Annotated in this window: 17 protein-coding genes; 13 read left to right on the forward strand and 4 right to left on the reverse strand. The window is 58.7% G+C overall.

Going from position 1 to position 25037, the window contains the following annotated elements; translation table 11 throughout:
• The first annotated feature begins 1 nt into the window (after nucleotide 1).
• Together HMPREF2604_RS05550 and HMPREF2604_RS05555 are read left to right on the forward strand one after the other, a co-directional pair.
• Nucleotides 2-1198 carry a restriction endonuclease subunit S gene (locus tag HMPREF2604_RS05550; RefSeq protein WP_083299188.1) on the forward strand — a complete coding sequence of 399 codons (1197 nt, stop codon included), beginning with the start codon at nucleotides 2-4 and terminating at the stop codon, nucleotides 1196-1198.
• Nucleotides 1198-2139, forward strand: a complete 942-nt coding sequence (locus HMPREF2604_RS05555) for a restriction endonuclease (RefSeq protein WP_070561877.1) — start codon at nucleotides 1198-1200, stop codon at nucleotides 2137-2139. Before HMPREF2604_RS05550 ends, HMPREF2604_RS05555 begins: the two co-directional genes overlap by 1 nt.
• 177 nt (nucleotides 2140-2316) lie before the next feature.
• Here HMPREF2604_RS05555 and HMPREF2604_RS05560 read toward each other — a convergent pair whose 3' ends face one another.
• Nucleotides 2317-3492 carry a hypothetical protein gene (locus tag HMPREF2604_RS05560; RefSeq protein ID WP_070683554.1) on the reverse strand — a complete coding sequence of 392 codons (1176 nt, stop codon included), beginning with the start codon at nucleotides 3490-3492 and terminating at the stop codon, nucleotides 2317-2319.
• Between the two features lie 294 nt (nucleotides 3493-3786).
• Here HMPREF2604_RS05560 and HMPREF2604_RS05565 point away from each other — a divergent pair, with 294 nt between their 5' ends.
• Nucleotides 3787-4269, forward strand: a complete 483-nt coding sequence (locus HMPREF2604_RS05565) for an excisionase family DNA-binding protein (RefSeq protein WP_246818382.1) — start codon at nucleotides 3787-3789, stop codon at nucleotides 4267-4269.
• Between the two features lie 64 nt (nucleotides 4270-4333).
• Here the strand turns inward: HMPREF2604_RS05565 and HMPREF2604_RS14505 are convergent, their stop codons facing one another.
• Nucleotides 4334-4615, reverse strand: coding sequence for a type II toxin-antitoxin system Phd/YefM family antitoxin (locus HMPREF2604_RS14505; RefSeq protein ID WP_083299189.1), 282 nt, complete (start codon nucleotides 4613-4615; stop codon nucleotides 4334-4336).
• A gap of 340 nt (nucleotides 4616-4955) precedes the next feature.
• Between HMPREF2604_RS14505 and HMPREF2604_RS05570 the strand changes: the two genes are divergently transcribed.
• Together HMPREF2604_RS05570 and leuS are read left to right on the forward strand one after the other, a co-directional pair.
• Complete coding sequence (locus HMPREF2604_RS05570; protein WP_246818380.1) at nucleotides 4956-8669, forward strand: type I restriction endonuclease subunit R; 3714 nt, start codon at nucleotides 4956-4958, stop codon at nucleotides 8667-8669.
• Between the two features lie 82 nt (nucleotides 8670-8751).
• The gene (gene leuS, locus HMPREF2604_RS05575; protein ID WP_070561869.1) at nucleotides 8752-11601 is read left to right on the forward strand and encodes a leucine--tRNA ligase; all 2850 of its coding nucleotides are present in this window, start codon (nucleotides 8752-8754) and stop codon (nucleotides 11599-11601) included.
• A gap of 414 nt (nucleotides 11602-12015) precedes the next feature.
• On the opposite strand, the gene HMPREF2604_RS05580 is transcribed toward leuS, so the two are convergent.
• On the reverse strand, nucleotides 12016-13299 hold the full coding sequence (locus tag HMPREF2604_RS05580; RefSeq protein ID WP_070561867.1) for a hypothetical protein: 1284 nt from the start codon (nucleotides 13297-13299) through the stop codon (nucleotides 12016-12018).
• 27 nt (nucleotides 13300-13326) lie between these two features.
• A complete protein-coding gene (locus HMPREF2604_RS05585) occupies nucleotides 13327-15012 on the reverse strand; it encodes an FAD-binding dehydrogenase (RefSeq protein ID WP_070563929.1) in 1686 nt (561 codons plus the stop codon).
• Nucleotides 15013-15240: 228 nt separating this feature from the next.
• On the opposite strand from HMPREF2604_RS05585, the gene HMPREF2604_RS14090 reads away from it, so the two are divergent.
• From HMPREF2604_RS14090 to HMPREF2604_RS05620, 8 genes are all read left to right on the forward strand, one after another.
• Entirely contained in the window at nucleotides 15241-15393 is a 153-nt protein-coding gene (locus HMPREF2604_RS14090; protein WP_158011604.1) for a hypothetical protein, read from the forward strand.
• A gap of 3 nt (nucleotides 15394-15396) precedes the next feature.
• On the forward strand, nucleotides 15397-15492 hold the full coding sequence (gene kdpF / locus HMPREF2604_RS05590; protein ID WP_039672809.1) for a K(+)-transporting ATPase subunit F: 96 nt from the start codon (nucleotides 15397-15399) through the stop codon (nucleotides 15490-15492).
• A complete protein-coding gene (kdpA, locus tag HMPREF2604_RS05595; RefSeq protein ID WP_369822001.1) occupies nucleotides 15492-17204 on the forward strand; it encodes a potassium-transporting ATPase subunit KdpA in 1713 nt (570 codons plus the stop codon). Before kdpF ends, kdpA begins: the two co-directional genes overlap by 1 nt.
• A complete protein-coding gene (kdpB, locus tag HMPREF2604_RS05600; protein WP_070533697.1) occupies nucleotides 17201-19270 on the forward strand; it encodes a potassium-transporting ATPase subunit KdpB in 2070 nt (689 codons plus the stop codon). Before kdpA ends, kdpB begins: the two co-directional genes overlap by 4 nt.
• Nucleotides 19271-19300: 30 nt before the next feature.
• Nucleotides 19301-19852 carry a potassium-transporting ATPase subunit C gene (locus tag HMPREF2604_RS05605; protein ID WP_070533699.1) on the forward strand — a complete coding sequence of 184 codons (552 nt, stop codon included), beginning with the start codon at nucleotides 19301-19303 and terminating at the stop codon, nucleotides 19850-19852.
• Between the two features lie 23 nt (nucleotides 19853-19875).
• Nucleotides 19876-22473, forward strand: coding sequence for an ATP-binding protein (locus tag HMPREF2604_RS05610; protein ID WP_070563931.1), 2598 nt, complete (start codon nucleotides 19876-19878; stop codon nucleotides 22471-22473).
• On the forward strand, nucleotides 22470-23183 hold the full coding sequence (locus HMPREF2604_RS05615) for a response regulator (protein WP_070533703.1): 714 nt from the start codon (nucleotides 22470-22472) through the stop codon (nucleotides 23181-23183). Before HMPREF2604_RS05610 ends, HMPREF2604_RS05615 begins: the two co-directional genes overlap by 4 nt.
• 172 nt (nucleotides 23184-23355) lie before the next feature.
• Nucleotides 23356-25017, forward strand: coding sequence for a sodium-dependent transporter (locus tag HMPREF2604_RS05620; protein ID WP_070533704.1), 1662 nt, complete (start codon nucleotides 23356-23358; stop codon nucleotides 25015-25017).
• Nucleotides 25018-25037 lie beyond the last annotated feature (20 nt).

Raw genomic sequence — 25037 nt, forward strand, 5'->3', positions numbered from 1 at the left:
CATGGCTAGCACTGCAAAGCATGATTGGCCGATGGTGCGGTTGGGGGATGTGTGTGAGGTCGTTTCAGGCGGCACGCCGAAGACGAGTGTTGAGGAGTATTGGGGCGGTGAGATCCCATGGGTGACTCCTGCCGATCTGAGCAAGCTCAAGGGACTCGAAATATCTTCTGGGGAACGAGCTATTACTCAAAGAGGTGTTGACAAAAGCTCTGCCGTGCTTCTTCCTGCAGGCAGTGTAGTGCTTTCGAGCCGTGCACCAATTGGTTATGTCGCAATCGCACAAGTACCCATGACTACGAATCAGGGTTGCAAGAGCTTCATTCCTTCCTCCGAAATAGATGCACGCTACCTAGCCCACTATTTGCTATCGCAGAAAGATGCCCTTCAGTCGCTGGGTACAGGTGCGACATTCAAGGAACTCTCAAAAACAAGGGCCGCGGACATCCGAATCCCCTTCCCTCCCCTCGACGAGCAGCGCCGCATCGCGGCGGTTTTGGACGAGGTTGGCCGGCTATCCTCAATACAGATAAAGAAAGTCGAAGGCCTTGAAGCTCTAAAGCGGGTTGTCGTTGAAGAGTTTCTAAAGGCAAGGGGGGATCAAGAAGTTGAGCTTGGTACCATCTCCGAAATTCAATCTGGAATTACAAAGGGTAGAAAGGTCTCGAAAAAGAGTACAACCTCGATAGTGCCGTATCTTTCGGTTTCCAATGTTAAGGATGGATTCCTTCAACTGCATCCGATTAAGGAAATCAACGCGACAAATGACGAAATATCGCGATATCAGTTGCAACGGGGCGACATCGTTCTAACAGAAGGCGGGGATCCCGACAAGCTGGGGAGAGGAACAGTGTGGAATAACGAGATCCCGGTTTGCATCCATCAAAACCACATTTTTCGCGTCCGCATTCTGCAAGACTCGACTGTAATGACGCCTGAAGTGCTGGCTGCGATACTTAGTAGTTCGAGGCCTAAGAAGCATTTCTTGAGGTCAGCGAAACAAACAACTGGAATTGCTTCAATAAATAAGTCGCAGCTTTCTCGAACACCGATCCCAAATTTGACGCGAGATGACGTAAGAGCCTTATCGCTTCAAATTGAGTTATTGAAGTTAGAACAAGAAAGAGCTGAAACTCAGCGTTCCTCTTTTGAGGAGCTTCGACAGTCCCTATCCACTCGCGCATTTCAAGGAGAGCTCTAGTGGCTATCGAAAGATGGGAAGCCTACATGATTTCGGTGTTGGAGGCTCTTAACGCAAATGGTGCTGAGCTCCGGCGTAGGGAGCTCATCGAGATAACTGCGTCTTATGCGGGCATTACTGACGAAGAGAGGCTTGAGACCATTGCGTCGGGGCAGTCGCGCTTTGAAAACCGTGTTGGGTGGGCGTTGACATTCCTTAAGAAGGCGAATGCCATTACTTCACCGGCGCGGGCGCGTTTTCAAATTACAGATTTTGGCCGTGACCTGTTGGCGCGCTACCCCGAAGGAATGACGGAGAAGCAGCTGTTGGGAGAGATTGCGGGCACGGAAGCGGCACTTACGTGGCGGGGCAGGAATCCTGGGCATAAGGCTGGGGACGAGGTGGGCGTCGATAAGCAAGATGTCCTTCCAGAGGCCGAGAGCGAGCTCGATCCGGTAGAGCAGGTGGAAACCGGTGTGTCTCGTAACAACGAATTCGTGGCTGGTGAGCTGTTGACTCGGTTGCACGACAATGAGCCGGCGTTCTTTGAACAGGCAGTGCTGGACTTGCTCATGGCTATGGGATATGGCGGAACGCAGGGCAAGGCCACGCGTACGCAGTTATCCAATGATGGTGGAATCGACGGGATTATTGACCAGGATGCGCTGGGCTTGTCGCGGATTTACGTGCAGGCTAAGCGGTATGCGTTGGATAAGAGCATCGGCCGACCGGCTATTCAGGGATTCGTGGGTGCGCTGCAGGGTGCGCAGGCGGATCGAGGGGTGTTCCTGACTACAGCGACGTTTTCGGATAAGGCGCAGGAGTATGCGGATGCGGTGTCGTCACGCGTCGTCTTAATCGACGGGGACAGGTTGGCGGAACTGATGATCCGCTACGGCGTGGGCGTGCAGGTCAAGCGGACTGTGGCACTGGTTGAGGTGGACGAGGATTACTTCGAGTAGATAGAGGCGGATTCTTGCGTTTGCGGGAGCGAGTACAGCCTTTCGCTGCGTTTAAAAAAGGACAGGCGCCCAGCTCAACGAAATGGAGCTGGGCGCCTGTCATTAGTCGGGTCAGGGAAACTATTTCCGCCCTTTTGTCTTAAAAGAGTTAATGGCGATGACCTAAGAAGCCAATCTCTAGAAAGGGAGCTTGAACCCTAGTTGCGGCAGGAAGGCCACAACACCAATACCTGCGGCGGCAAGAATTGCCAAGACGATGGCGATGATTCCGCCAGTTGAGGAACCGCTGTCATTGGTCTTGTTGGGCTTCGGTGCTGGAGTGGTTGTGGTCGGCTTTGCGGGCGCGGTGGATGTAGGCGCAGAGGTGGACTTGGTCGTGGTCGGCTTGGGCTTGGTAGTAGTTGGCTTTGCCGTGGTCGGCTTCGCGGGTGCGGTAGGAGTAGCTGCCGGGGTGGTCTTAGCCGGACGGGTTGTGGTTGGTTTCGTCGAAGAAGGAGGCACAACGGAAGTGGTCGGTGCCGTGGTTGTGCTAGTGGACGGAACTGGTTCAGAGGTCGGCGGCGTAGTAGAGGCCTCAGCTTCGGATTGTTCCTTCGCGAGGTAGGCGTTTTCGCAAGCACCAGCAAGGGTGACAGTGGAGCTGAAGGGCAAGGTAAAGCCCATGACTTCGAGGCCTGCTACGGCTTCGAATTCATCCTCGAGAGGTTGCAGACGAAGCTCCCCCGGCTTCATGAGATTGGTCAGCTTTTGAGAAGTAGTGGGGAAACCAGCCTGTAGACCTGTGGAGTACGAGGGCACCTGTGCCCGAAGATCCATGGCAGAATCCTCGACTTCACCGTTCTGTGAGTTCACTACGGGGAGATCGCCGTAGGGATACTCAGCGAGTTCGCTGGGAGTCCAATTGCGCGCCACTTCCCAATTGAAGGGATATCCGTTGGCCGCCCACTCCTTGTATTCGGCCTCAGTGTCAGAATTGGTGAATACGAGGTAGGAAGCGTCCAAGCGGTCGTAGCCCTGAGCCACAAGCTCAGCCTCAGTGGGGAGCGCAAAGCGGCTGAGAGACCAGAAACTTAGCATGTTGTGGGTCTGAGGGGCGGAGTCTAGGCGGGCAAAGCTGTCCGCATACTGTGGGAAGTCCTGGCGCATGCGGTTCTGCAGTTTGGTTTGTTCCTCGAGTTTCGCAGCGAAGTACTTCTTAGAGATTTCCTTTTCCGCGGAGTCGAGGGAGACCACACAAATCTCTTTGCCGTTGCGAGTGTCCAGCTGAGCATCGAGAGCAGTAGCGGAAGGGACAGAAACCAAGGAGAGCGAAACAGCTATGGAGACTCCAAGACCGAGCCGAGAGTATGTCATGAGAGAGTTCAACTTTCAGAGAAGAGAAATAGTGACCTTGTAGTTATAGCCCAAGATTGTGTCTGAAGTCTTGGTTATTAGTAATCAAAATTATTTTTATGGATCTGCTTGTTTGTTGGCTTGCTGCCTTGAAGAAACGATGCATGCCGCAGCATGAAATTGAGTAGGCATTCATCGGGCACGAGGAGCTGCGTTCGCTCTTTCGAATTTTTCGAATTGCCCTATGATGGCCTTATGGATGAGGCACGGAATCACCGCCCCCACACGACGCTTCCGCCGCAGGACCTGAAAGCCATGCTTGACGTGAGCAGGTTCTTAGAGCAGCAGTCGGGACCTACTGCGCTAGTGGGGCCCGACGGGCAGGCGGTAGATCTGCCCGAGGAGGCATTGAGCGTGTTGTTAGACGCAGTTCACGCGATGCAGCAAGGAAAGGCCGTGACTGTTGCGCCCGTAGACCAGTTGCTCACAACGCAGCAAGCGGCAGATTTCCTGGGCATTAGTAGGCCGACTCTGGTGAAGAAGCTTGAGGATGGATCGATAGCATTTGAGCGCACTACCGGTGGAAGACATAGGAGAGTGCGGCTCCTTGATCTATTGCGGTACCGAGATGGGTTGCGGTGTGAACGCCGCAAAGCACTGCGAGAGCTGGCGTCCGAGGCCCAGCGTGTTGGTGCCTATGACGTAGATACTCTAGATAAAACTGACGGCTCTGTTGACATTACGCAGATCTTTAAGAACGTCCGCAAGGAAGCGGCGCAGAAGGCTCGGCGTGGATAGTCTGTCAGCGCATCTGGATGGGGTCATGCAACGAGCCATCCACATAAGCCATCACAAGCGGTCGTCACGGTCCAGTAGCGAAATAACGTCGGTTTCCAGGACGCAGATTGTCTGTGTGCCTTGGCTGCGGGGCTGTGGCGGCTGGCTGTGAATAAGGCTCTGGAGCGTGGCTCAAAATTCCGGCAGCCACTAACTGCTTCACGGGGCTATCTGGGGATGAGATGGGGACAATTCGAACGATGGCTTGATCGCGGTCAGTGATGACCACGTTGTGACCCGTAGCGGCCACTGCACGCACTATGTGGTCAGAACGCTGGGTGAGTTCGCGCAAAGAAATACTGGTCATCGTTTTAGCTGCCTTGTCTGAACATCCGGTGGACGGGTGTTTTGTCCTTCTCTATTGGTGTCCTTGTTTTGATTGGTGGACCTTGGAACAGCCAACTGTAGAACTGCAGGACAACGGTGATTTTAGTGGCGTATTTAGGCAAGGACAAGGGGCGAATGCAGTGATTAACCAGGGAGGACGGCGATAGGTCAGGGAAGAGAGAGGCTGAAGAGATTGACCCGGGAACGGAGTAATTCTGGTAGCTAGGTATCGGGTGGTGACTTAGAATTACTGGAATCAAGCTGTATTCGATATGACACCACGTCCCTGGTGATGTGAAAACTTGTCCCTGGAGAACTCTATGGTGACCACTACTCCCCCGACTGCCGGACGCAACGGTGTGCCAGGTGGGCCTGCACGCAGCAACTTCGGCTTTGTACGTTACGTCTGGCCCACGGCGTATGAGGAGTGCCTGAAGGTAGAGCGGTTCGTGGATGCGGACCCGGTGATTTCCTGCTTCTATGCGCGCAAGGTGCTGGAGCGAGTGGTCAGCCACATCTGGGTGCTCCGAAATTTGGGTGACACTCAGTACCGTAGCTTGGCGGAGATGACCCGAGACCGCGCCTTCACTAAGTGTGTGGACAATAAGACCATGCTGCGCAAGATGACTCTCGTGCGCAAGAGCGGCAACGACGCCGCGCACGCAGACGACATGGAAGGCAAGCAAGCGCCGACCTCCCCGCAGAGGGCGCGGAAGGCGGCGGCGCACCTCTATGACCTCATGGCCTGGGCGGTGCGGTACCACTCGGCCAACCCTCAGGCCGCACCGGGTCCGCAGGCGGCTTTTGATACTAACCTGCTGGGCCAAGCCACAGCTGACTCTTCAGGCATTCACGTTGCTGGGCGCTCCCAAGCGCAGACCGCCGCGTACCTCAAGAAGCTAGCGCAGCAGGATGAGGAGCTAAAGAAGAACCGGCTGCTGCTCGATGAGGCCAAGGAAGCCGCGCGTGAAGCGGAGGAGAAGCGCCTTCGTGAGGCCGCCCAGTTCGAGCTCAAGCGGCGGAGCACGGAGATTAAGGCGAAGGCGGAGATCGCTGATGCCCAGGAGCAAGCCGAAGCAGAGCGCGAAGCTGCACGGCAGGTGAAAGACGAACTTGCTGCCAAGATTGAGGCCCTCCAGGAGCAGTTGGCTGAGCAGCAAGCAGCCGCGGCAGAGCGCGCTGGGGTGGCAGCACCGTCGGCTGCGCCTTTGGCAATCAGCGAGGCCGAGACGCGCCGACAGCTCATTGATCCGATGCTCGAAGCAGCAGGGTTTAGTGATGATTCAATCACTCGAGAGCTCGAGCTGCGCGGCATGCCCAATCCCTCCGGCGTTGGCTACGCAGATTATGTCTTGTGGGATGATGACCGCACACCGCTGGCCGTCATCGAAGCGAAGAAATCGATGGAGTCTATGAGCGTGGGCGCTCAACAGGTGAAGCTGTACGCGGACTGCATCGAGCGCGAATACGGCACACGGCCGGTCATGTTGTGTACCAACGGCTATCACATTGACCTGATCGATGATGCCGCTAACCTTCCTGGCTCCGGTGTGGGCTATCCCGCCCGAGAGGTCGAAGGTTTCCCCACCGCGCAGCAATTGCGACGCATGATCGGGCGGCGCACCATGCGTGCCCTATTGAGTGAGACGGCGGTCGATACGGAGATTGCTGGCGGCGGCGCCCGCACGTATCAGCTCGAGGCCATCCGTGCGGTGACGGAGACGTTGGAGAGGCGGAGGCGTCGCCAAGCATTGCTGGTCATGGCGACGGGAACTGGTAAGACGCGTGTGGCCGTGGCCACCGCCAAGCTGTTGCGCCAGGCCGGCTGGGTGGGCAAGGTGCTGTTCCTGGCGGACCGCACTGCCTTGGTCAATCAGGCGCACAAGGCCTTTGTGAGCATGTACGCGGAGTCCACGCCCGTGAACCTCATCAAAAATCCTGAGCAGGTAGGTGATGTGTACGTCACTACCTACAACACCATGATGAACCTGATTGGGGATGACGGAGACAAGCCGGCCAAGTTTGGGCCGTTCGACTTTGACCTCATCATCGTGGATGAGGCCCATCGCTCCGTGTACAACCGCTTCAAGCGCATCTTGGAGTACTTCGATGCCTACGTGGTGGGGCTGACGGCGACGCCGAAGAGCGAAATCGACCATGACACATATGCGCTCTTTGAGATGGAGGATAAAACCCCGTCCTTCGAGTACGGCCTCGATGAAGCTGTGGCAGACGGAAACCTCGTTCCCTTCAAGACGGCTCGGCAGGACTCACTCTTCCTGCGCCGGGGTATGTCCTATGACGAGCTTTCCCCCGAGGAGCAGCTGGCGTGGGACACGTCCGATTGGGGTACCGACGAGGACGGTGGGCGCCTAGATCCGCCCGGACAGATTTCTTCAGCGGAGATCAACCGCTACCTGTTCAACAAGGACACCATACGCAAGGTGTTGAAAACCGTAGTGGAGAACGGGATTCGCGTGGGCGGCGACCAATTGGGAAAGACCATCATCTTCGCCCGGACCCAACGCCACGCGGAACTTATCAAGGAAGTCTTTGACGCGACGTTCCCGGAGTATTCGCGCACTGGTGCCTCCGTGATCACCACGCACACAAAGTATGCGCAGTCGGCCTTAGACGAGTTTGCAAATCCGGACGGGGACGTCAACATCGCGATTTCCGTGGACATGCTGGACACTGGCGTCGACGTACCCGAGGTGGTTAACCTCGTCTTCTTCAAACCCATCTACTCCCCCACCAAGTTCTGGCAGATGGTGGGCCGAGGGACGCGATTGCGCCCGGACCTCTTCGGGCCGGGGATGGACAAGACGCACTTCCTCATCTTCGACTTCTGCGGCAACGTGGATGAGTTCTACAAGGGTGAAGCCCGTGATTCGGCCACGGGACGCCCGCGATCGCTGTCGGAAAAGCTTTTTGATGCCCGCGTGGGATTGCTCGCGCAGCTGGACAAGCACTCCGATGCCCCAGAACTGCGCGCCGAGCTTGCCGACTCCCTCCACGCCTCAACGGCGTCTGTGCCGCTAGGCCACATCATGGTCCGGCCCGGCGACAAAGAAACCCTGATGCGCTACCGCGAGCGCTCCGCCTGGGACGACGTGAATGAGGAAAAGGCTGAGCAGCTGCGCCGCCATCTCGCACACCTGCCGCTGAACACAATGAAGGAACCAGAGACAGCTAAGCGCTTTGATCTGGTGATTCTGAAGCTCCAAGTGGGGTTGCTCGACCACAGCCCCGAGTTTGCGGCATTGCGCCAACGCGTGGAGGGTATGGCGAATGATCTCATGGCCGTGAGCTCCACCATCCCCATGGTGGCCGAGCGGCGGTCCTTCCTCGAGCGCGCGCTGGATCCGGAGTGGTGGAAGAACGTTACGGTCGAGGACCTCGAGACCATCCGCATCGGCATGCGTTCGCTCATCCAGTTCGTGCCCAAGGGAAAGCGCAACGCCGTGACCCTCGACATCCAAGATGAGATGGGTGAACTCACGATCGATGATGAGATGCCTGGGCGGCTGCCCGGAACAGGCTCTTACCCCTCTCAGGCCGAACAACAGCTGCGTGATGTGCTGCAGGAACACGACAACGATCTCGCGATGATCAAGTTGCGTAGTGCACGTGCGCTTAACGCAGAGGATGTTGCCGCGTTGGAAGCCATGGTGGCTCAGGCTGGCGGGGGAAGCGTGGGCTTCGAGGAAAGCATTGACAAGCTGCGGGAACGCATGGGTGGAGACAGTATTCCTGCCTTCATTCGCCGCTTGGTAGGTCTTGATGAAGCTGCAGTCCAGGAGCAATTTGCGGACCTTCTCAGCAACACTTCGTTCAGCGCCGCCCAAATCCGCTTCATCAAGATGCTGGTGGACGTGCTGGTTCACAACGGTGGCGTGGCCTACGAGGAAATTTTCCAGCCGCCCTTTGATGAAGAGGGCTCTGTCGTCGATATCTTCTACAACAAGACCGATGTCATCGTGGATTTGCGCAAGCGCCTTGAACGGATTGAAGCAACGGCACAGGCTAACTAAGTGCCGCCGCTCTGCGGGAAAGGACGCGGTCTAGCTGGGTCTAACTGGGGTGATGTCCGTACGGTGACTACACTGTCTAACCATGACTAACCCGAGCGATAACACCACCCACCGCTACACGCCGGAGCTCGCCGCGCAGATTGAAAAGGCCTGGCAGCAGTACTGGAAGGACAACGGCACGTTCAACGCGCCGAACCCAGTCGGTCCGCTCGCGGAGGAGGGTAAGGAACTTCCCGCGGAGAAGCTGAACATCCAGGACATGTTCCCCTACCCTTCGGGCGCAGGCCTTCACGTGGGCCACCCGCTGGGCTATATCGCTACGGATACCTATGCGCGTTATCAACGCATGCTGGGCAAGAACGTCCTGCACACGTTGGGTTATGACGCCTTCGGCCTGCCGGCGGAGCAGTACGCCATCCAGACGGGTACGCACCCGCGCACCACGACGGAGGCGAATATCAAGAACATGCGCCGCCAGCTGGGCATTCTGGGCTTAGGCCACGATCCGCGCCGCTCCGTGGAGTCCACCGACCCCTCCTTCTTCAAGTGGACGCAGTGGATCTTCCTGCAGATTTATAACTCCTGGTTTGATGAAGAGCAGCAGAAGGCGCGCCCGATCTCTGAGCTCATCAAGGAGCTTGAGGTGGGCAAGCGCACCACCAAGGACGGCCGCTACTACGCGGATCTCACCAAGGAAGAGCAGCGCCACGCGCTCGACGAATTCCGTCTTGTTTACCTGTCCAACTCCACCGTGAACTGGTGCCCGGGCCTGGGCACGGTGCTGGCTAATGAGGAGGTCACCGCGGAGGGCAAGTCCGAGCGCGGAAACTTCCCGGTCTTCCGCAAAAACCTGCGTCAGTGGATGATGCGCATTACCGCCTACTCCGACCGCCTGCTCGATGACCTGGAGCTTCTGGATTGGCCGGAGAAGGTCAAGTCCATGCAGCGCAACTGGATTGGCCGCTCCCGCGGCGCGGAGGTCACCTTCCACGCTGAGGGCTACAACATCGACGTCTTCACCACCCGCCCGGATACTCTCTTCGGCGCGGAGTACGTGGTGCTGGCCCCGGAGCACGAGCTTGTCGACGCCCTCCTCTCCCCCATCCCCTACGAGGATGACGTCGATGAGCGCTGGACCTTCGGCCACGATGACCCGAAGGAGGCCGTGGAGGCCTACCGTGCTTCCATCGCCGCGAAGTCCGACCTGGAGCGCCAGGAGAACAAGGAAAAGACCGGTGTCTTCCTGGGTACCTATGCCACCAACCCGGTCAACGGCAAGCAGGTGCCGATCTTCATCGCAGACTACGTCCTGACCGGCTACGGCACCGGCGCCATCATGGCGGTCCCGGCGCACGATACGCGTGACTATGAGTTCGCCACGGTCTTTGGGCTGCCGATTACTGAAGTGGTTGCTGGCGGCGACATCACCAAGGAGGCGTACACGGAGTCCGGCAAGGCCGTAAACTCCGCCAACGATTCCCTGGACATCAACGGTATGTCCAAGGATGAGGCCATCGCCGCCATCATTCCGTGGCTGGAGGAACAAGGAGTAGGCCGCGAGAAGATCCAGTACAAGCTGCGTGACTGGCTGTTTGCCCGCCAGCGCTACTGGGGCGAGCCCTTCCCCATCGTCTACGACGAGGCCGGCCAGGCCTACCCGCTGCCGGAGTCGATGTTGCCCATCGAGCTGCCTGAGGTGGAAGATTACAAGCCGGTGGCCTTCGATCCGGATGATGCCGATTCCTCCCCGCAGCCGCCGCTGGCCAAGGCCCGCGAGTGGGTTGAGGTGGAGCTGGACCTGGGTCTTGGGGATGGCCCCAAGACGTACTACCGCGACACCAACGTCATGCCGCAGTGGGCAGGTTCGTCCTGGTACCAGCTGCGCTACATCGATCCGACGAACGATGAAGTCTTCTGCGATCTGGAGAATGAGCGCTACTGGACGGGCCCGCGTACAGAAGAGCACGGCGCCAACGATCCGGGCGGCGTTGACCTCTACGTCGGTGGCGTTGAGCACGCTGTGCTGCACCTGCTCTACTCGCGCTTCTGGCACAAGGTGCTCTTTGACCTGGGCTTTGTAAGCTCCAAGGAGCCCTACCGCCGCCTGTACAACCAGGGCTACATCCAGGCCTACGCGTACACGGATTCCCGCGGTGTCTACGTCCCGGCCGCCGAGGTAGTAGAACGCGATGGCGCGTTCTACTACGGGGATGAGAAGGTCAACCAGGAGTACGGCAAGATGGGCAAGTCCCTGAAGAATGCCGTGGCCCCGGATGACATCTGCAACGACTATGGTGCCGATACCCTGCGCGTGTACGAGATGTCCATGGGCCCGCTGGATACCTCCCGCCCGTGGGCGACCAAGGACGTGGTGGGCGCGCAGCGCTTCCTGCAGCGCCTGTGGCGCTTGGCTATCGATGAGAACTCCGGCGAGCTGTCCACGACGGACGCCGCGCTTTCCGACGATGACCTGAAGCAGCTCAACCGCACCATCGCCGGCGTGCGTGACGACTATGAGAACCTGCGCCTCAACACCGTCGTGGCCAAGCTCATCGAGTACGTCAACTACCTGACCAAGACCTACCCGAAGGGAGCGCCGCGCGCGGCCGTTGAGCCGGTAGCGCAGCTGGTCTCCCCTGTTGCCCCGCACATTGCGGAGGAGCTGTGGAAGCGCTTCGGTCACGAGGAGACCATTACTTACGAGTCCTTCCCGGAGTTCGATGAGAAGTACCTCGTCGACGATGAGATTGAGGTTCCGGTACAGATCAACGGCAAGGTCAAGGCCCGCGTCATGGTGCCCGCCGATGCCGACCAAGCCACCGTCGTGGGCGTGGCAAAGAGCGATGAGCGCATCGCCGAGCTGACCGCCGGCAAGAACGTGGTCAAGGAGATTTACGTCCCGGGCCGCATGGTCAACCTGGTGGTGAAGTAAAACCAACGTGGCTCCGTTAGATGGCGGCCGCAACTGCCCTAGTTGACGAAACCAGCGCCCTTCCAGCGAAGGATCGTGGGGAAAATTGTCAGTTAGGGCAGTTTTGCGCCTAGGCGTGTACCTTCGTCACTCCCCTCGCAGCGCGCAACGTCTGCGTGCCTCCATTGACATGCAGGAGGCAACTGACAAAAGGCGTCTTACAAAAGGCATCAGTCAAATGGCGTTTTCGCGACCAAAAACGCCATTTACTCAGTGCAGATGGCGTTTTTAGACCCAAAGATGCCTTTTACCAGATGCCTTTTGCAGGACGCCTTCCTGACCTAGGCGGATTTAGTGCGCAACAATCCCACCTCACCGCCGAACAACACCAGGGAGCAGTGTTATGAGTGTCGTCTACATGGTCGCGGCTTGGAGCTAATCCAGCTCTTGGTTCAGCTCCTCGCGCACCTTGGTGATGATCGCGCCGAGGAAGCCCTCGCAGCCATCGGTAATCATGGGAAACGTGGAATCATCCTCAAGGACGCCCAGCGTGAACAGCAGGTCGCGGGTGATGGCGTGCGTGTAGTCGTATTCCGGGTTGAACTCCCACTCGCCGCGGAATAAATGGACTAGTTCGAAGGACAGTTGAGGAATGCCCTCCGGTTCGGCGTAGGCATAGGGGATGTTGTTCAGGACGACCTGCGTTGCCCAGAGCGGATCGCTCATGGCCTTGCGGCCATATTTGGTGAGCTTGATATCCGTCGTCGTGGTCTTGATCCAATCCAAGTCCGTCAAGAAACCCCGCAAGTTCAGCAACGGCTGGTGGTAGTCCTCGCGCTTGACCTCATCAAAATCATTGGGGCTATTCAGTCCCTCCTTGAGGCGCGCGACGGCCGCCTGCTTGAGGTAGCCGGCCCCGGTGAGACGCGGAAATTCCTCGATGACCTCGAGGTATTCGCGTATGCGCTGGCCTACGTGGGCGGCGGTGGCGTCGTCAAGCGCCGGCAGCTCATAGTCGGGGCGCAGCTCCGGGTAGGCCTCGTGGATGTCCGCGCGCCATTGCTCCAGCAGCTCCGGGGAGGGCACGGGGATGTCTTCGAAGGGGGTGGAGCGGAAGGGATCGAGCGGGAGATCCCCAGGCAGCGCGGGCTTGGTGCCGCCCTCGAGGTTGGCGGCCTCCGTGCCCATGGTGGCCAGGCGCTGCGCCACTGCTGGCGGGAAGAACGTGGTGAGGCGTTGGTGGATTTGGTCCAGTGTGTAGTTGGGGAAGAGCGCGAAGATGCGCTCCATACTATCCGTGGGCACGGCCATGTAGGCCATGGTGGCCTGGACGTCGAGGACCACCTTGAACATCGCCTCGGCACTTCCGAGCTCACTCATGAGATCGGGACCCTCACCGGCGATAAGCGCGGGAAGGCCCATGACGACGCGCGAGCTATCGGCCACGCTGATGCTGATATTCCATGCGCCGTCCGAGGGGTGGTAGTGCGCTACCTCCCGGAAAGTCTCGAAAAAGTCCTGGTCAATGATGCTGAGGACGTCGATTGGCGTATCGTCCCCACCGACGAGGATTCCCGGATGAGAGGGCTCGAGGCCGAGTGCGGCGTGGACGATGATCATCATCTCGCCCACGGTGAGTTCCGCGGGGGCGGCGACGAAGCGGGACGTGGTGAAGAAGGGATTCTCCACGTCGATGCGGACGTTCCTAGCGAGGTTCATAGTGACCGACAGTATTAGAAAACCGTGCTAGCCGCGCGCCAACGCTTCGCCCACGCGCTTGCCCGAGTGGATGCATCCGCCGAGGAAGGTGCCTTCCAGCGCATTCTTGCCGTGCATGCCGCCACCGCCGAAACCGGAGGCCTCACCGCAGGCGTAAAGGCCGGGGAGTACCGTGCCGTCGGGGTTGAGGCACTGGCCATCGAGGTTGGTCTCCAGGCCACCCAGCGTCTTTCGGGTCAGGAATTTCAAACGCACCGCGATGAGCGGGCCCTTGGATTCATCGAGGATGCGGTGCGGGGGAGCCACGCGGATGAGCTTGTCACCCAAGAAGCCGCGGGCCACGCGCAGGTAGTTGACTTGGGTGTCCTTGCTGAAGGGATTATCAAGCTGAGAATCGCGGTCTTCCAGGACTTTTCGAAGTTGGGCCACATCAATGGTGGGGGAGCCCTCCGGAGAGATGTCGTTCATTCCGGCGACGAGATCCTCCAGGTTGTCTTTTACGACCCAGTCGATACCGTTGTCCATGAAGGCCTTGACGGCCACGTGCGTGCCGGGGCCCAGCTTGCCGGCGAGCTTCTTGAATTCCTTATCCGTCAGATCCGGGTTCTGCTCCGAGCCGGAGAAGATGAATTCCTTGTCCACGATGGCCTTGTTGAGCACGAACCAGGAATAGCCGTGGCCGGTCTGGCCAATGTGGGCGAGTGCGGCCAGGTTATCGGTGCCGGGGAAGAGGGTGGTGGGCAGGCGGTTGCCTTCGGCGTCGATCCACAGCGCCGAGGGCCCAGGGATGATGCGGATGCCGTGGCCGGGCCAAATGGAGTTCCAGTTGGTCATGCCCTCGGTGTAGGCCCACATGCGGTCGGTGTTGACCACGGAGGCGCCGGCCTGCTGGGCGATGTCGATGCCGCGGCCGTCGACATGCGCGGGAACACCCGTGACCAGCTCCTTCGGGCATTCGCCCCAGCGCTCAGTGGGCCACATCTTGCGTACCTTCTCCAGATTGCCGCCGATGCCGCCGGTGGCAATCACCACGGCGGAGCCGCGCAGTTCAAAGTGCTTGACGACGTCCCTCGGGCTGGCCTCGCCACGTACCTGATTGGTGGGGGAGAGGACGCTGCCGCGCACGCCCACCACACGCGGACGACCCGCCTCGTCGTTCTCGACGACGAGCTCATCCACGCGGTGGCGGAAATGGAACTCTACCTGGCCTTTTTCTTCTGCATTAAGGAGCGGCTCACGGAAGACGCGCACGACCTCTGGGCCCGTGCCCCAGGTGAGGTGGAAGCGCGGCACGGAGTTGCCGTGGCCGGAGGCATCCCCGGAGCCGCGCTCTGCCCATCCGATGGTGGGCAGGACGTTGAGGCCTAGGCCTTTGAGATAGGAGCGCTTTTCATTGGCGGCGAAGCGCACGTATTCGCGTCCCCATTTCTCACCCCAATAGTCGTGACGGTCCTCCTCGGTCACTGGGTCATAATCGGCTGAGTTGGTCCAGTCCCGCCACGCCAACTCTTCGGAGTCCTTGACCCGCATCATGGATTGTTCGGGAGAATTGACATAGAACAGCCCGCCGAGTGACCAAAAAGCCTGCCCGCCGAGGTTATTGCGGTTTTCTTGTTCAAGGAAGATGACGTGCTTGCCACCTTTGAGGGCCTCGTAGCCGGCGACCATGCCGGCGAGGCCGGTGCCCACGATGATGACGGAGGTTTCGTTCATGGAAAGAAACTTTACGCGATGAAAGAACAGTTAGGGGGAGTATTCAGGAAGATGTACAGAAACAATGGAGTTTCGGCATTTGTTAGTTGGGGGTAAATGGGGGCGTAAAGAGGACGTAAAGATTCGAGGCTGAAGGTGTAAAGATGCCGCAAAGAAAAGGTAAGTACAGCGGGGTGTGCTCCTAACGTCACTAGATGTCAGATGCCGATTAGGAGGCACTGATGCTCGGTGACAACCTTCACTGAGCACGGACTAGTGCAGAACATTGCACGCGCACAAGGGGGTCTCTCCCACATGTTGGACATTCTGGTCATAGTGATCGTGGTCCTTGCGTTCAGCGGTCCTTCCTCCATCAACGAGTTTATGGACGGAGACGCGTAGAACATGAACACCATCACAGCAGTCATCGGGCTCATCATTGTTGTCGCGCTCGTGGCTTATCTCATCATTTCCCTTATTGACCCGGAGCGTTTCGCATGATCGCTAGCATTGCGGCGGTGGCGCCGCAGTATCTTGCCCTCCTTGCACTTCTAGCAGCGGCCTACGTGCCGCTGGGCAATTGGATGGCCCGCACATATACCTCTGAAAAAGACTGGGCCGTGGAGCGCCTTGTGTACAGAATTTTGCGTATTGACCCTAACCGGGGCCATAACGCTAAGAACTACGCTCGCGCTCTGCTGGGCTTCAGCCTGGCTTCAGTCCTCGTCCTTTACGCAGTGCAGCGGCTCCAAGCGGTGTTGCCAAGTTTTGGAAACCCCCGCGAGGAAGCCGTGGAGCCGTGGATGGCCTTCAACACCGCGGCTTCCTTTACCTCCAACACCAACTGGCAGTCCTATTCCGGTGAAGACACTCTGACGAACGCTTCGCAGATGCTGGGCCTGACCGTGCAAAACTTCGCCTCAGCCGCAGTGGGCATGTGTGTTGCTGTCGCCTTGATCCGCGGCATCGGTCACTTGGGGTACAGCCGCGATACGTTGGCAACCGAGAATGGTCAGCACCTCATCGGCAACTTCTGGGTGGACCTCACCCGCGGCCTCGTCCGCATCCTGCTTCCCCTGTCGCTATTCATCTCCACCGTGCTCGTCCTCGGCGGAACCATGCAAACCTTTGGCTCGAACCTGGTTACGGAGTCCGGTGTAGATATTTCCCGTGCTCCCGTGGCCAGCCAGGAAGCCATTAAGCTCCTGGGTACCAACGGCGGTGGCATCTTCGGTGCCAACTCTGCGCACCCGTTTGAGAACCCGACCGGCTTTACCAACTTGGTGGAGATCTTCTCCCTGCTTGTCATCTCTTTCTGCATGATTCGCACGTATGGTGTGATGCTCAAGTCGCAGAAGCACGCGTGGACGCTGCTCAGCGTGGCTGGTGGTTTGTGGACCGTGATGGTTGTTCTGGTGACTTGGGCACAGCACACCCTTGTCGGCGGCGCGTCTCAGTTGGCAGGCACCAACATGGAAGGTATCGAACAGCGGCTAGGCATTGATGCCTCAGCACTGTTCGCCGTGTCTACCACGGGTACCTCGACGGGTGCGGTGGATTCGATGCACGATAGCTATTCGCCACTGGGCGGTGGTCTGCTCATCCTCAACATGCTGCTGGGTGAAATCGCGCCGGGTGGTGTGGGTACTGGCCTCTATGGCCTGTTGGTTGTGGCCATCCTCGCGGTGTTCATCGGTGGCCTCCTAGTGGGCCGCACACCGGAATTTATGGGCAACAAGATTGGCCGCAAGGAAATTTCAGCGGTTAGCTTGTACATCCTCACCATGCCGGTTCTGGTCCTCGTGGGCGTCGGCGCTTCCGTGGCGCAGCGCAAACTCGTGGAAGCTTCAGCGACCAACTTCGGTGCGCCGGGCACGGCTGATAATGCCCACAGCCTGTCGGAAGTTCTCTACGCCTTTACCTCGGCGGCGAATAACAACGGTTCTGCTTTTGCCGGACTGACGGTGACTGAGCCCTGGTGGCAGATCACTTTGGGCTTGGCCATGCTGTTGGGCCGCTTCCTGCCCATCGTCTTCGCCCTTTACCTAGCCGGAAGCCTGGCAGGACAGAAGCGCCAGGCCACCACCGCAGGCAGCTTACCCACCTCCGGCATTACCTTCTCGCTGTTGACTATCGGAGTAATCCTGCTGGTTGCAGCGCTCACTTTCTTCCCTGTCCTCACCCTGGGTCCCATTTCGGAGGCACTATCATGACAACCCAAACCATCACCGCTGAGCCGGATAAGACTCCTCACCGCAACGCTCCGGAGAAGAGCAGTGGCCTCGCGGCTGCGGCGCTGAAAACGCTGCCGAGCAAAATGTCCCCGCTCGCCCAAGCACGCAACCCCGTGATGTTCGTGGTGTGGGTAGGCGCGGCACTGACCACTGTGTGGTCCATCCTCAACCCCAGCTTTTACGGATGGGTCGTGACGGTATGGTTGTGGTTCACCATTGCCTTTGCCGCCTTTGCCGAGGCATATGCCGAAGGCCGTGGCAAGGCCCAAGCAGACAGTCTGCGCTCTGTGCGCGATGATGCAACTGCCAATCTCATTACTGACTCTGGCATTGAAGTGGTCCCCGCGTCCGAGCTGACCAAGGGTGCCATCGTGCGTGTAGAAGCAGGGGAGACCATCCCGGGTGACGGTGACGTCATCGAAGGTGCTGCCACCGTGGATGAATCGGCTATTACTGGTGAGTCGGCTCCTGTGGTCCGCGAAGCTGGCGGTGACCGCTGTGCCGTGACCGGCGGCACCGTGGTGCTCTCTGATTCCATCAAGGTCAAAATCACCTCCGAACCGGGCTCCACCTTCGTTGACACCATGATCGCCTTGGTGGAGGGCGCGGAACGCCGCAAGACTCCGAACGAGATTGCGCTGAGCATCCTGCTCTCCACGCTGACCATCCTCTTCCTCGTCGCCGTCACTGCGCTTGCCCCGATGGGTCTATTCACCGGCGCGGAGCTTTCGCCACTATCCCTTATCGCTCTGTTGGTCTGCCTAATCCCTACCACCATTGCCGCCCTACTTTCGGCAGTTGGTATCGCCGGTATGAACCGCCTCGTTCGTCACAACGTTCTGGCCACCTCCGGCCGTGCGGTGGAGGCGGCTGGTGACGTCGCCACGCTCCTCATGGACAAGACGGGCACCATCACTTACGGAAACCGCCAGGCCACCGGCCTGATTGTGGCTTCGGGCGTTGATGAGCGCGAGGCTGCAGCGATTGCTCGCATTTCCTCCCTAGCGGATGAAACCCCAGAAGGCCGTTCCATTGTGGCCTGGCTGACTGAAAACTACTCTCTGTCCAGCGAAGGAGATGCAGAAGCGCGGAGTGCGGAGGTCGTTCCATTCAGCGCGTCGACGAGGATGTCCGGCCTTGACCTGGCTCACCGCAAGCTGCGCAAGGGCGCTGGCGATGCCGTACGCAAGTGGGTTACTGAAGCAGGTGGCACCTGGCCGCAAGAGATCGAGGATTCCGTAACCCGAATTGCACAAGACGGTGGCACCCCGCTGCCCGTCGCTGTGGAAGAATCCGATGGCAGCCGCACGGTTATTGCGGTGGTGCAACTGAGTGACGTCGTCAAACCTGGCATGGCCGAGCGCTTCGCTGAACTGCGTCAGATGGGTATCAAGACCATCATGGTGACCGGTGACAACCCGCTGACCGCAGCTGCCATTGCCAAGGAAGCCGGCGTCGATGATTACATCGCCGAAGCTACTCCGGAGGACAAGCTCGCCCGCATCCGTGAGGAGCAAGCACAAGGCCGCATGGTGGCCATGACCGGTGACGGTACTAACGACGCCCCAGCGCTGGCCCAGGCGGACGTGGGCGTGGCCATGAACACTGGTACCTCCGCGGCGAAGGAAGCTGCCAACATGGTGGACTTGGATTCTGACCCGACAAAGCTCATCGATGTCGTTCGAATTGGCAAGCAGCTGCTTATCACCCGCGGCGCGTTGACTACCTTCTCCTTGGCCAATGACCTGGCGAAGTACTTTGCCATCCTGCCGGCGCTCTTCTCCACGCAGTTGCCGCACTTGGAGCGCCTCAACGTCATGCACCTGCATTCCCCTGAGTCCGCCATTGTTTCCGCAGTTGTCTTCAACGCGCTCATCATCGTCGCGCTCATCCCCTTGGCGCTCAAGGGTGTGTCCTACAAGCCGGCCTCTGCGTCCTCACTGTTGCGTCGAAACCTCGGCATCTGGGGTCTCGGCGGTGTTATTACCCCCTTCATCGGCATCTGGGTTATCGACCATGTCGTCTCCCTCCTTCCAGGCCTATAAAGAAAACCTGCAAAGAAAAAGGAAGCAATAATGCGTGTTTATCTGCGTAATCTCATCGCCGGATTCGTCGCCGTGCTCTTATGCGTCGTCGCGCTGGGCATGATCTATCCGGCCGCGGTGTGGGGAATATCTCGCATCACCCCGAAATCTGCCGATGGAAACCTTATCTACCAGGGTGAATGCCTGGTCGGTTCCACTCAGATTCAGGATGGCTTGGAAGATGGCCCCTACTTCTTCGCCCGCGCGGAAGGTATGAGTAACTACGGCACATCAAGTACGGAGCTAGAGAAGGCCATCCGGGAACGCCGAGAGGAGATTGCTCAGCGCGAAGGCGTATCAGTGGAGCACGTGCCTGCCGATGCCGTTACCGGCTCCGGTTCCGGCGTGGATTCCGGCATCAGTCCTGAGTACGCGGAGCTGCAGGCTCCGCGTGTGGCCCGGGAACAGGGTATGCCTATCGAAGACGTGAAGAAGCTGATTGCAGACAATACTGAGCATGCCAGCCTGGGTTTCTTGGGCGAGGACACGGTAAATGTGACCACACTCAACATTGCATTGCCCACGCCAACCCCTTGCTCATAAAGATCAGCTCATAAGATGAAGCAATGTTGACCGAACCGACGACACCCCCGACGCGGGTCAAACGCGGCACCCTGAAGATTCTGTTGGGCGCCGCTCCCGGCGCGGGCAAAACCTGCGCCATGCTCAGCGAAGCGCACACGCTGGTCGACCAAGGCCGCGACGTTGTCGTTGGGGTAGTGGAAGACCACGGGCGCGCGTACACCAAGGCCCTGTGCGAGGGGCTGGAGATTGTTCCGAGGCGCACTGTCGAGGGCATTTCCGCGGGTGAAATGGACACCGCGGCGGTTATCCAGCGGCACCCGGAGATCGTTCTCGTCGATGAGTTCGCGCACTCTAATCCGCGCGGCGAGGTTCACGAGAAGCGGTGGGAAGACATTGAGCAGATCCTGGACGCCGGAATTGATGTCATGTCGACTCTCAATATCCAGCATCTGGAGAGTCTCAATGACGTTATCAAGCAGATCACGGGCATCGCGCCGCAGGAAACGGTGCCGGACGAGGTAGTACGTGCTGCCGATGAGATCGAGCTTGTTGACGTTTCCCCACAGCTGTTGCGCACCCGTCTGAGCGACGGCCACGTGTACCGCGAGGCGCGCATTGAGCCTGCACTCAACAACTACTTCCGCGTGGGAAATCTCACCGCGCTGCGCGAGTTGGCACTGCTGTGGCTAGCGGATCAGGTTGATGAGGCACTCATCACTTATCGCTCGGATCAGAAAATCACCGAAACGTGGGAAGCGCGTGAGCGGGTGGTTGTGGCCATCCAAAACGTTGCCCATGCTGAGACTCTTATCCGCCGCGGACGGCGCATCGCGACAAAATCCTCGGCGGAATTGCACGTGGTCCACGTTGTTTTCGGTGATTCCTTCACCTCTCGTTCCTCCTCGGTGGGGGGATCAGCGCAACAGCTCGCCCGGCTGCAGTCCTTAGCCCAGGATGTGGGCGCACGACTGCACCAGGTTACCGGGGACAGCGTCCCAGAAGCCCTGCTTAATTTTGCCCGGAGTGTCAACGCCACCCAGCTCGTAGTGGGGGTCTCGCCGCGGCGTCGTTTCGGCGTGCACTGGCACGGTACGGTAGCGGAAACGGTGCTGCGTGAATCCGGCTCAATTGACTGTCACATAGTCAACCTTCCCCCGGAAAAACCACTTCCGCTCACACGGATGCTGCATCCTTTCCGCCCTTTCCCGCAGCGCGCCATCGCGTGGCTTAGCTCAGCGTTGGCTTTCGTGGGGCTCACTGCGCTGTTGGTGCAAGCTGACGGCCAGGATTTGGGAACAGGTACTTGTTCCGCGTTCTACTTTGCGCTCATCCTGCTTGTCAGTTTGCTGGGAGGCCTGTGGCCGGCCGTAGTGGTGGCGGTGGCTTCCGGCCTAGCGGTCAACTGGTTCTTCACCGAGCCGATCCATACCTTCGATATTGCTGATCCCGCTAACGCCGTGATCGCCGTAGTCATGGTGGCTATTGCGCTGGCCGTCGGCATGCTCGTGCGCCGCGCCAAGATTGAGCGTGCGAACTCGGCTATTGCTGCGCGTGATGCTGAGCTACTCACGGTGTTTTCCCGCGCCGCCTTGAATCGCCGCGCGGATTCTTCTCCGAAGGATGCCGTGATGCGCAAGGTGGGGGAGGCTTTTAATTGTCGTAGAGCAGAGCTGCTGGATGAAAACGGTGACGTTCTTGCCACCTGGCGCGCAGCTACCCCCGAACGCACTTCGAAACACCTTCATATTCCCGAAAAAGTGCGCCATGAACAGGAAGTGGACACCGTTGTTGCGAGCGCAGATGGCACGGTTCAGCTGCGTCTCGAGGGCCCGACATTGTCTGCTCGTGACCGAGGTCTGGTCACCGTGGTAGCGGGCTATCTCGCAGGCATTGTTCGCCGCGAAAAGCTCTCTGCTGAGGCCGCGCGCGCAGATGCGATAGCCGCTGCTGACGAGTTGCGCCGAGCGCTGCTGTCTAGTGTGAGCCACGACCTGCGTACCCCGCTGGCCACGGCCAAGTTGGCGGTGTCCTCGTTGCGCAACGCTGACATTGAATTCACTCCCGAAGACCAGGACATGCTTTTGGCAGAAACTGCGGCGAGCATCGAGGAACTTACCGGATTGGTAACCAATTTGCTGGATTACTCCCGGCTCACAGCCGGCGCCATACCCGCCCGCCGAGACATCGTCGACGTAGCCGAAGTGGCTAATCGCGCCATTGCTTCCTGTGCCTTCGGGCATTCCCGAGAGCAAATTGGGCGCATTCACCTTGACCCTAGCGTGCGTGGAGTTACGTGCTGCGCGGATACGGCGCTCATGGAGCGCGTCTTGGCCAATCTCTTCGATAACTCCTTGCGCTATGCACCAACCGGCGACGTTACCTTGAGCGCCCAGACCACCACCGAACAGGTAGAACTGATCGTTGTCGATGAAGGCCCGGGCATCCCACCGGAGAAGCAGAAGGAACTGTTCCAAGCGTTTCAGCGTTTGGGTGATACCAGCAACGACAACGGTGTAGGCCTTGGCCTTTCTGTTGTCCAAGGCTTTGTAGAGGCCATGAGCGGTAGCATCGAGGTGGCTGCCACCCCGGGCGCAACCTTTATTTTGCGGTTTCCCGTCGCGGGAGGAGAACAAAAATGACGACGAAAAAGACCAGCATCGCCATTGTGGACGATGACCCCCGCCTACTTAATACGTTGAGTATTAACTTCAAGGCTCGTGGCTACGAGGTTCACCAGGCGCGTACAGGCGCAGAGGGACTACAGGTGGTGTCGCAGCAGCAGCCAGACGTTGTGATTTTGGACATGGGGCTGCCGGATATGGATGGCACCGTCGTGTTGGAAGGAATCCGCGGGTGGTCTGCGGTACCGGTCATCATCCTGACGGCGCGCTCCGATCCACTGTTTAGCGCCGCAGCTCTCGACCGTGGCGCGGACGACTACGTGACCAAGCCCTTCTCTATGGAGGAGCTTCTAGCCCGTGTGCGAGTGGCGTTGCGGCATGGTAGCCCACAGAGTCCGGTGAGGCGCACTGAGATCGCTGTGGTTCGCGCCGGGGATATCGTGATTGACGTTCCGCACCATTCCATCACCAAAGGTGGCGAGCCGCTGCATCTGACACCCACCGAGTGGGGCGTGCTCACCACGCTACTTCGCGCCCACGGTGGCTTGGTGCGCAAGGAGGACCTGCTCTCTGAGATCTGGGGTCCCGGCTTTGAGGGGCAGGGTCACTACCTCCGCATTTACACCTCCCAGTTGAGGCGCAAGTTGGAGGATGACCCCGCCCACCCACGGTACCTGCTCACAGAATCTGGGTTGGGTTATCGTTTCGTCATCCCAGAGACGGGATAGGAGAGCGACCTAACTTAAAGGTGGCGAAAAATGAGACACAATTCTCAAAAAAGGGTACCTATTGGTCGGCAGGTAGTATAAACTCCTCGCTAATACTCGTCCGCATGTGGATGCTGAAGGTTCCACTTTCAGGCTCATGCGGACGGGATGTGCTCTACAAGAAGGTGCTCTCATGTCCTCAACAACCACGACAAAAACTACGTCAACGCGCGATACGTTTAACACCCGCTTCGTCTTCCTTATGGCTGCTATTGGCTCCGCTGTGGGCCTGGGTAATATTTGGCGCTTCCCCTACGTTGCTTATGACAACGGTGGTGGCGCCTTCCTCATCCCGTACATGGTGGCGCTGCTGACCGCGGGTATTCCGATTCTCTGGTTTGACCTGGCCATTGGTCACCGCTTCCGTGGTTCAGCACCGCTGGCCTTCCGCCGCATTGGTAAAAGCTGGGAAGGCGTTGGCTGGTTCAAGGTCGGCGTGAACTTCTTCATTGCGATCTACTACGCCGCCATCATTGCCTGGGCGGCGTTGTACACCGTGAAGTCGGTAAAGCAGGCGTGGGGTGACGATCCTGCCACCTACTTCATGAGTGATTTCCTCCAAGCAGACCCAGAGACCACTTATTCCGGCGACGTGGTTCCCTCCATCCTCATCGTCATGATCCTCGTGTGGATCATCTGCATTGCGACGTTGGCCACGAGCATTAACGAGGGAATTGGCAAACTGACGTCGATCTTCTTGCCGGTTCTGGCGGTTATGTTCATCATCCTCGTGGTGCGCGCATTCTTCTTGGAAGGCGCCACGGTTGGCCTGAATGCCTTCTTTACTCCGGACTGGTCCGTACTGAGCAACCCCTCAGTGTGGATTGCGGCCTACGGCCAGATTTTCTTCTCGCTGTCCATCGGCTTCGGCATCATGATCACCTACGCGTCTTACCTCAAGCCGCGTACCAACCTTACGAACACCGGCCTGGTTACCGCCTTTGCGAACTCCTCCTTCGAGGTCCTCGCTGGAATTGGTGTCTTTGCCACCTTGGGCTACATGGCGGCGCAGCAGGGCGTGGCCGTGGATGAGGTGGCCTCCTCCGGTATCGGCTTGGCGTTCATCGCCTTCCCGACCATCATCAACCTTATGCCGTGGGGCGGATTCTTCGGTGTCCTCTTCTTTGGCTCACTGTTCTTGGCCGGTGTGACCTCGTTGATTTCCATCATGGAGGTCGTGGTTTCCGCAGTGGCCGATAAGTTCGATGTGTCCCGCCGGGTATCCGCGATTTTCGTCGGCAGCGTCATGGCGGTTCTGTCCTGCTTCCTCTTCTCCACGTCTTCCGGGCTGGTCACGCTGGACATCATGGATAAGTTCACCAATAACCTGGGTATCGTCTTTGGCTCTATCTGCGCGCTGATTGTGGTGGGCTGGATTACCGGCCGTCGCCGTGAAATCCAGCAGCACCTCAACGCCGTGTCCCAGTTCAAGGTTGGTGGCTTCTGGCAGATTCTCACCTTCGTGGCTACGCCGCTGCTTCTGGTGTACTTCCTTGTCAACGAGATTCTCACCATCGCGCGTGAAGGTTATGAGGGCTATGCCTCTATCCAGATTGGGCTCTTTGGTTGGGCAGCCCTCGGCCTCATCCTGTTGGGAAGTCTGCTTATGCCGCTCGTAGCTTTCCGCGGCAACAAGTACCTCGACGGGATAGAGACCTCGGATTACGGCGTCCCAGTCGGCGGGCGCCCCGCAGGTACTCCAAACCCGCTGGCTGCTGGCACTGTGTCAGAAGTGAGCACCGAGAGCGCAGCCGCGCCCGGACACAATGCCGTGCCCGTTTCAGGCCAGAAATAACAACTAGTAGGAAAGGAGAA

Source organism: Corynebacterium sp. HMSC055A01, assembly GCF_001809405.1.
GTDB lineage: Bacteria > Actinomycetota > Actinomycetes > Mycobacteriales > Mycobacteriaceae > Corynebacterium > Corynebacterium hesseae.

Excerpts from the sequence above, each read along its gene's own strand:
- HMPREF2604_RS05550 (WP_083299188.1), top strand. The coding sequence starts at position 2 with ATGGCTAGCACTGCAAAGCATGATTGGCCGATGGTGCGGTTGGGGGAT.
- HMPREF2604_RS05560 (WP_070683554.1), bottom strand. The coding sequence starts at position 3,492 with ATGACATACTCTCGGCTCGGTCTTGGAGTCTCCATAGCTGTTTCGCTC.
- HMPREF2604_RS05565 (WP_246818382.1), top strand. The coding sequence starts at position 3,787 with ATGCTTGACGTGAGCAGGTTCTTAGAGCAGCAGTCGGGACCTACTGCG.
- HMPREF2604_RS14505 (WP_083299189.1), bottom strand. The coding sequence starts at position 4,615 with ATGACCAGTATTTCTTTGCGCGAACTCACCCAGCGTTCTGACCACATA.
- HMPREF2604_RS05570 (WP_246818380.1), top strand. The coding sequence starts at position 4,956 with ATGGTGACCACTACTCCCCCGACTGCCGGACGCAACGGTGTGCCAGGT.
- leuS (WP_070561869.1), top strand. The coding sequence starts at position 8,752 with ATGACTAACCCGAGCGATAACACCACCCACCGCTACACGCCGGAGCTC.
- HMPREF2604_RS05580 (WP_070561867.1), bottom strand. The coding sequence starts at position 13,299 with ATGAACCTCGCTAGGAACGTCCGCATCGACGTGGAGAATCCCTTCTTC.
- HMPREF2604_RS05585 (WP_070563929.1), bottom strand. The coding sequence starts at position 15,012 with ATGAACGAAACCTCCGTCATCATCGTGGGCACCGGCCTCGCCGGCATG.
- kdpF (WP_039672809.1), top strand. The coding sequence starts at position 15,397 with ATGAACACCATCACAGCAGTCATCGGGCTCATCATTGTTGTCGCGCTC.
- kdpB (WP_070533697.1), top strand. The coding sequence starts at position 17,201 with ATGACAACCCAAACCATCACCGCTGAGCCGGATAAGACTCCTCACCGC.
- HMPREF2604_RS05605 (WP_070533699.1), top strand. The coding sequence starts at position 19,301 with ATGCGTGTTTATCTGCGTAATCTCATCGCCGGATTCGTCGCCGTGCTC.
- HMPREF2604_RS05610 (WP_070563931.1), top strand. The coding sequence starts at position 19,876 with ATGTTGACCGAACCGACGACACCCCCGACGCGGGTCAAACGCGGCACC.
- HMPREF2604_RS05615 (WP_070533703.1), top strand. The coding sequence starts at position 22,470 with ATGACGACGAAAAAGACCAGCATCGCCATTGTGGACGATGACCCCCGC.
- HMPREF2604_RS05620 (WP_070533704.1), top strand. The coding sequence starts at position 23,356 with ATGTCCTCAACAACCACGACAAAAACTACGTCAACGCGCGATACGTTT.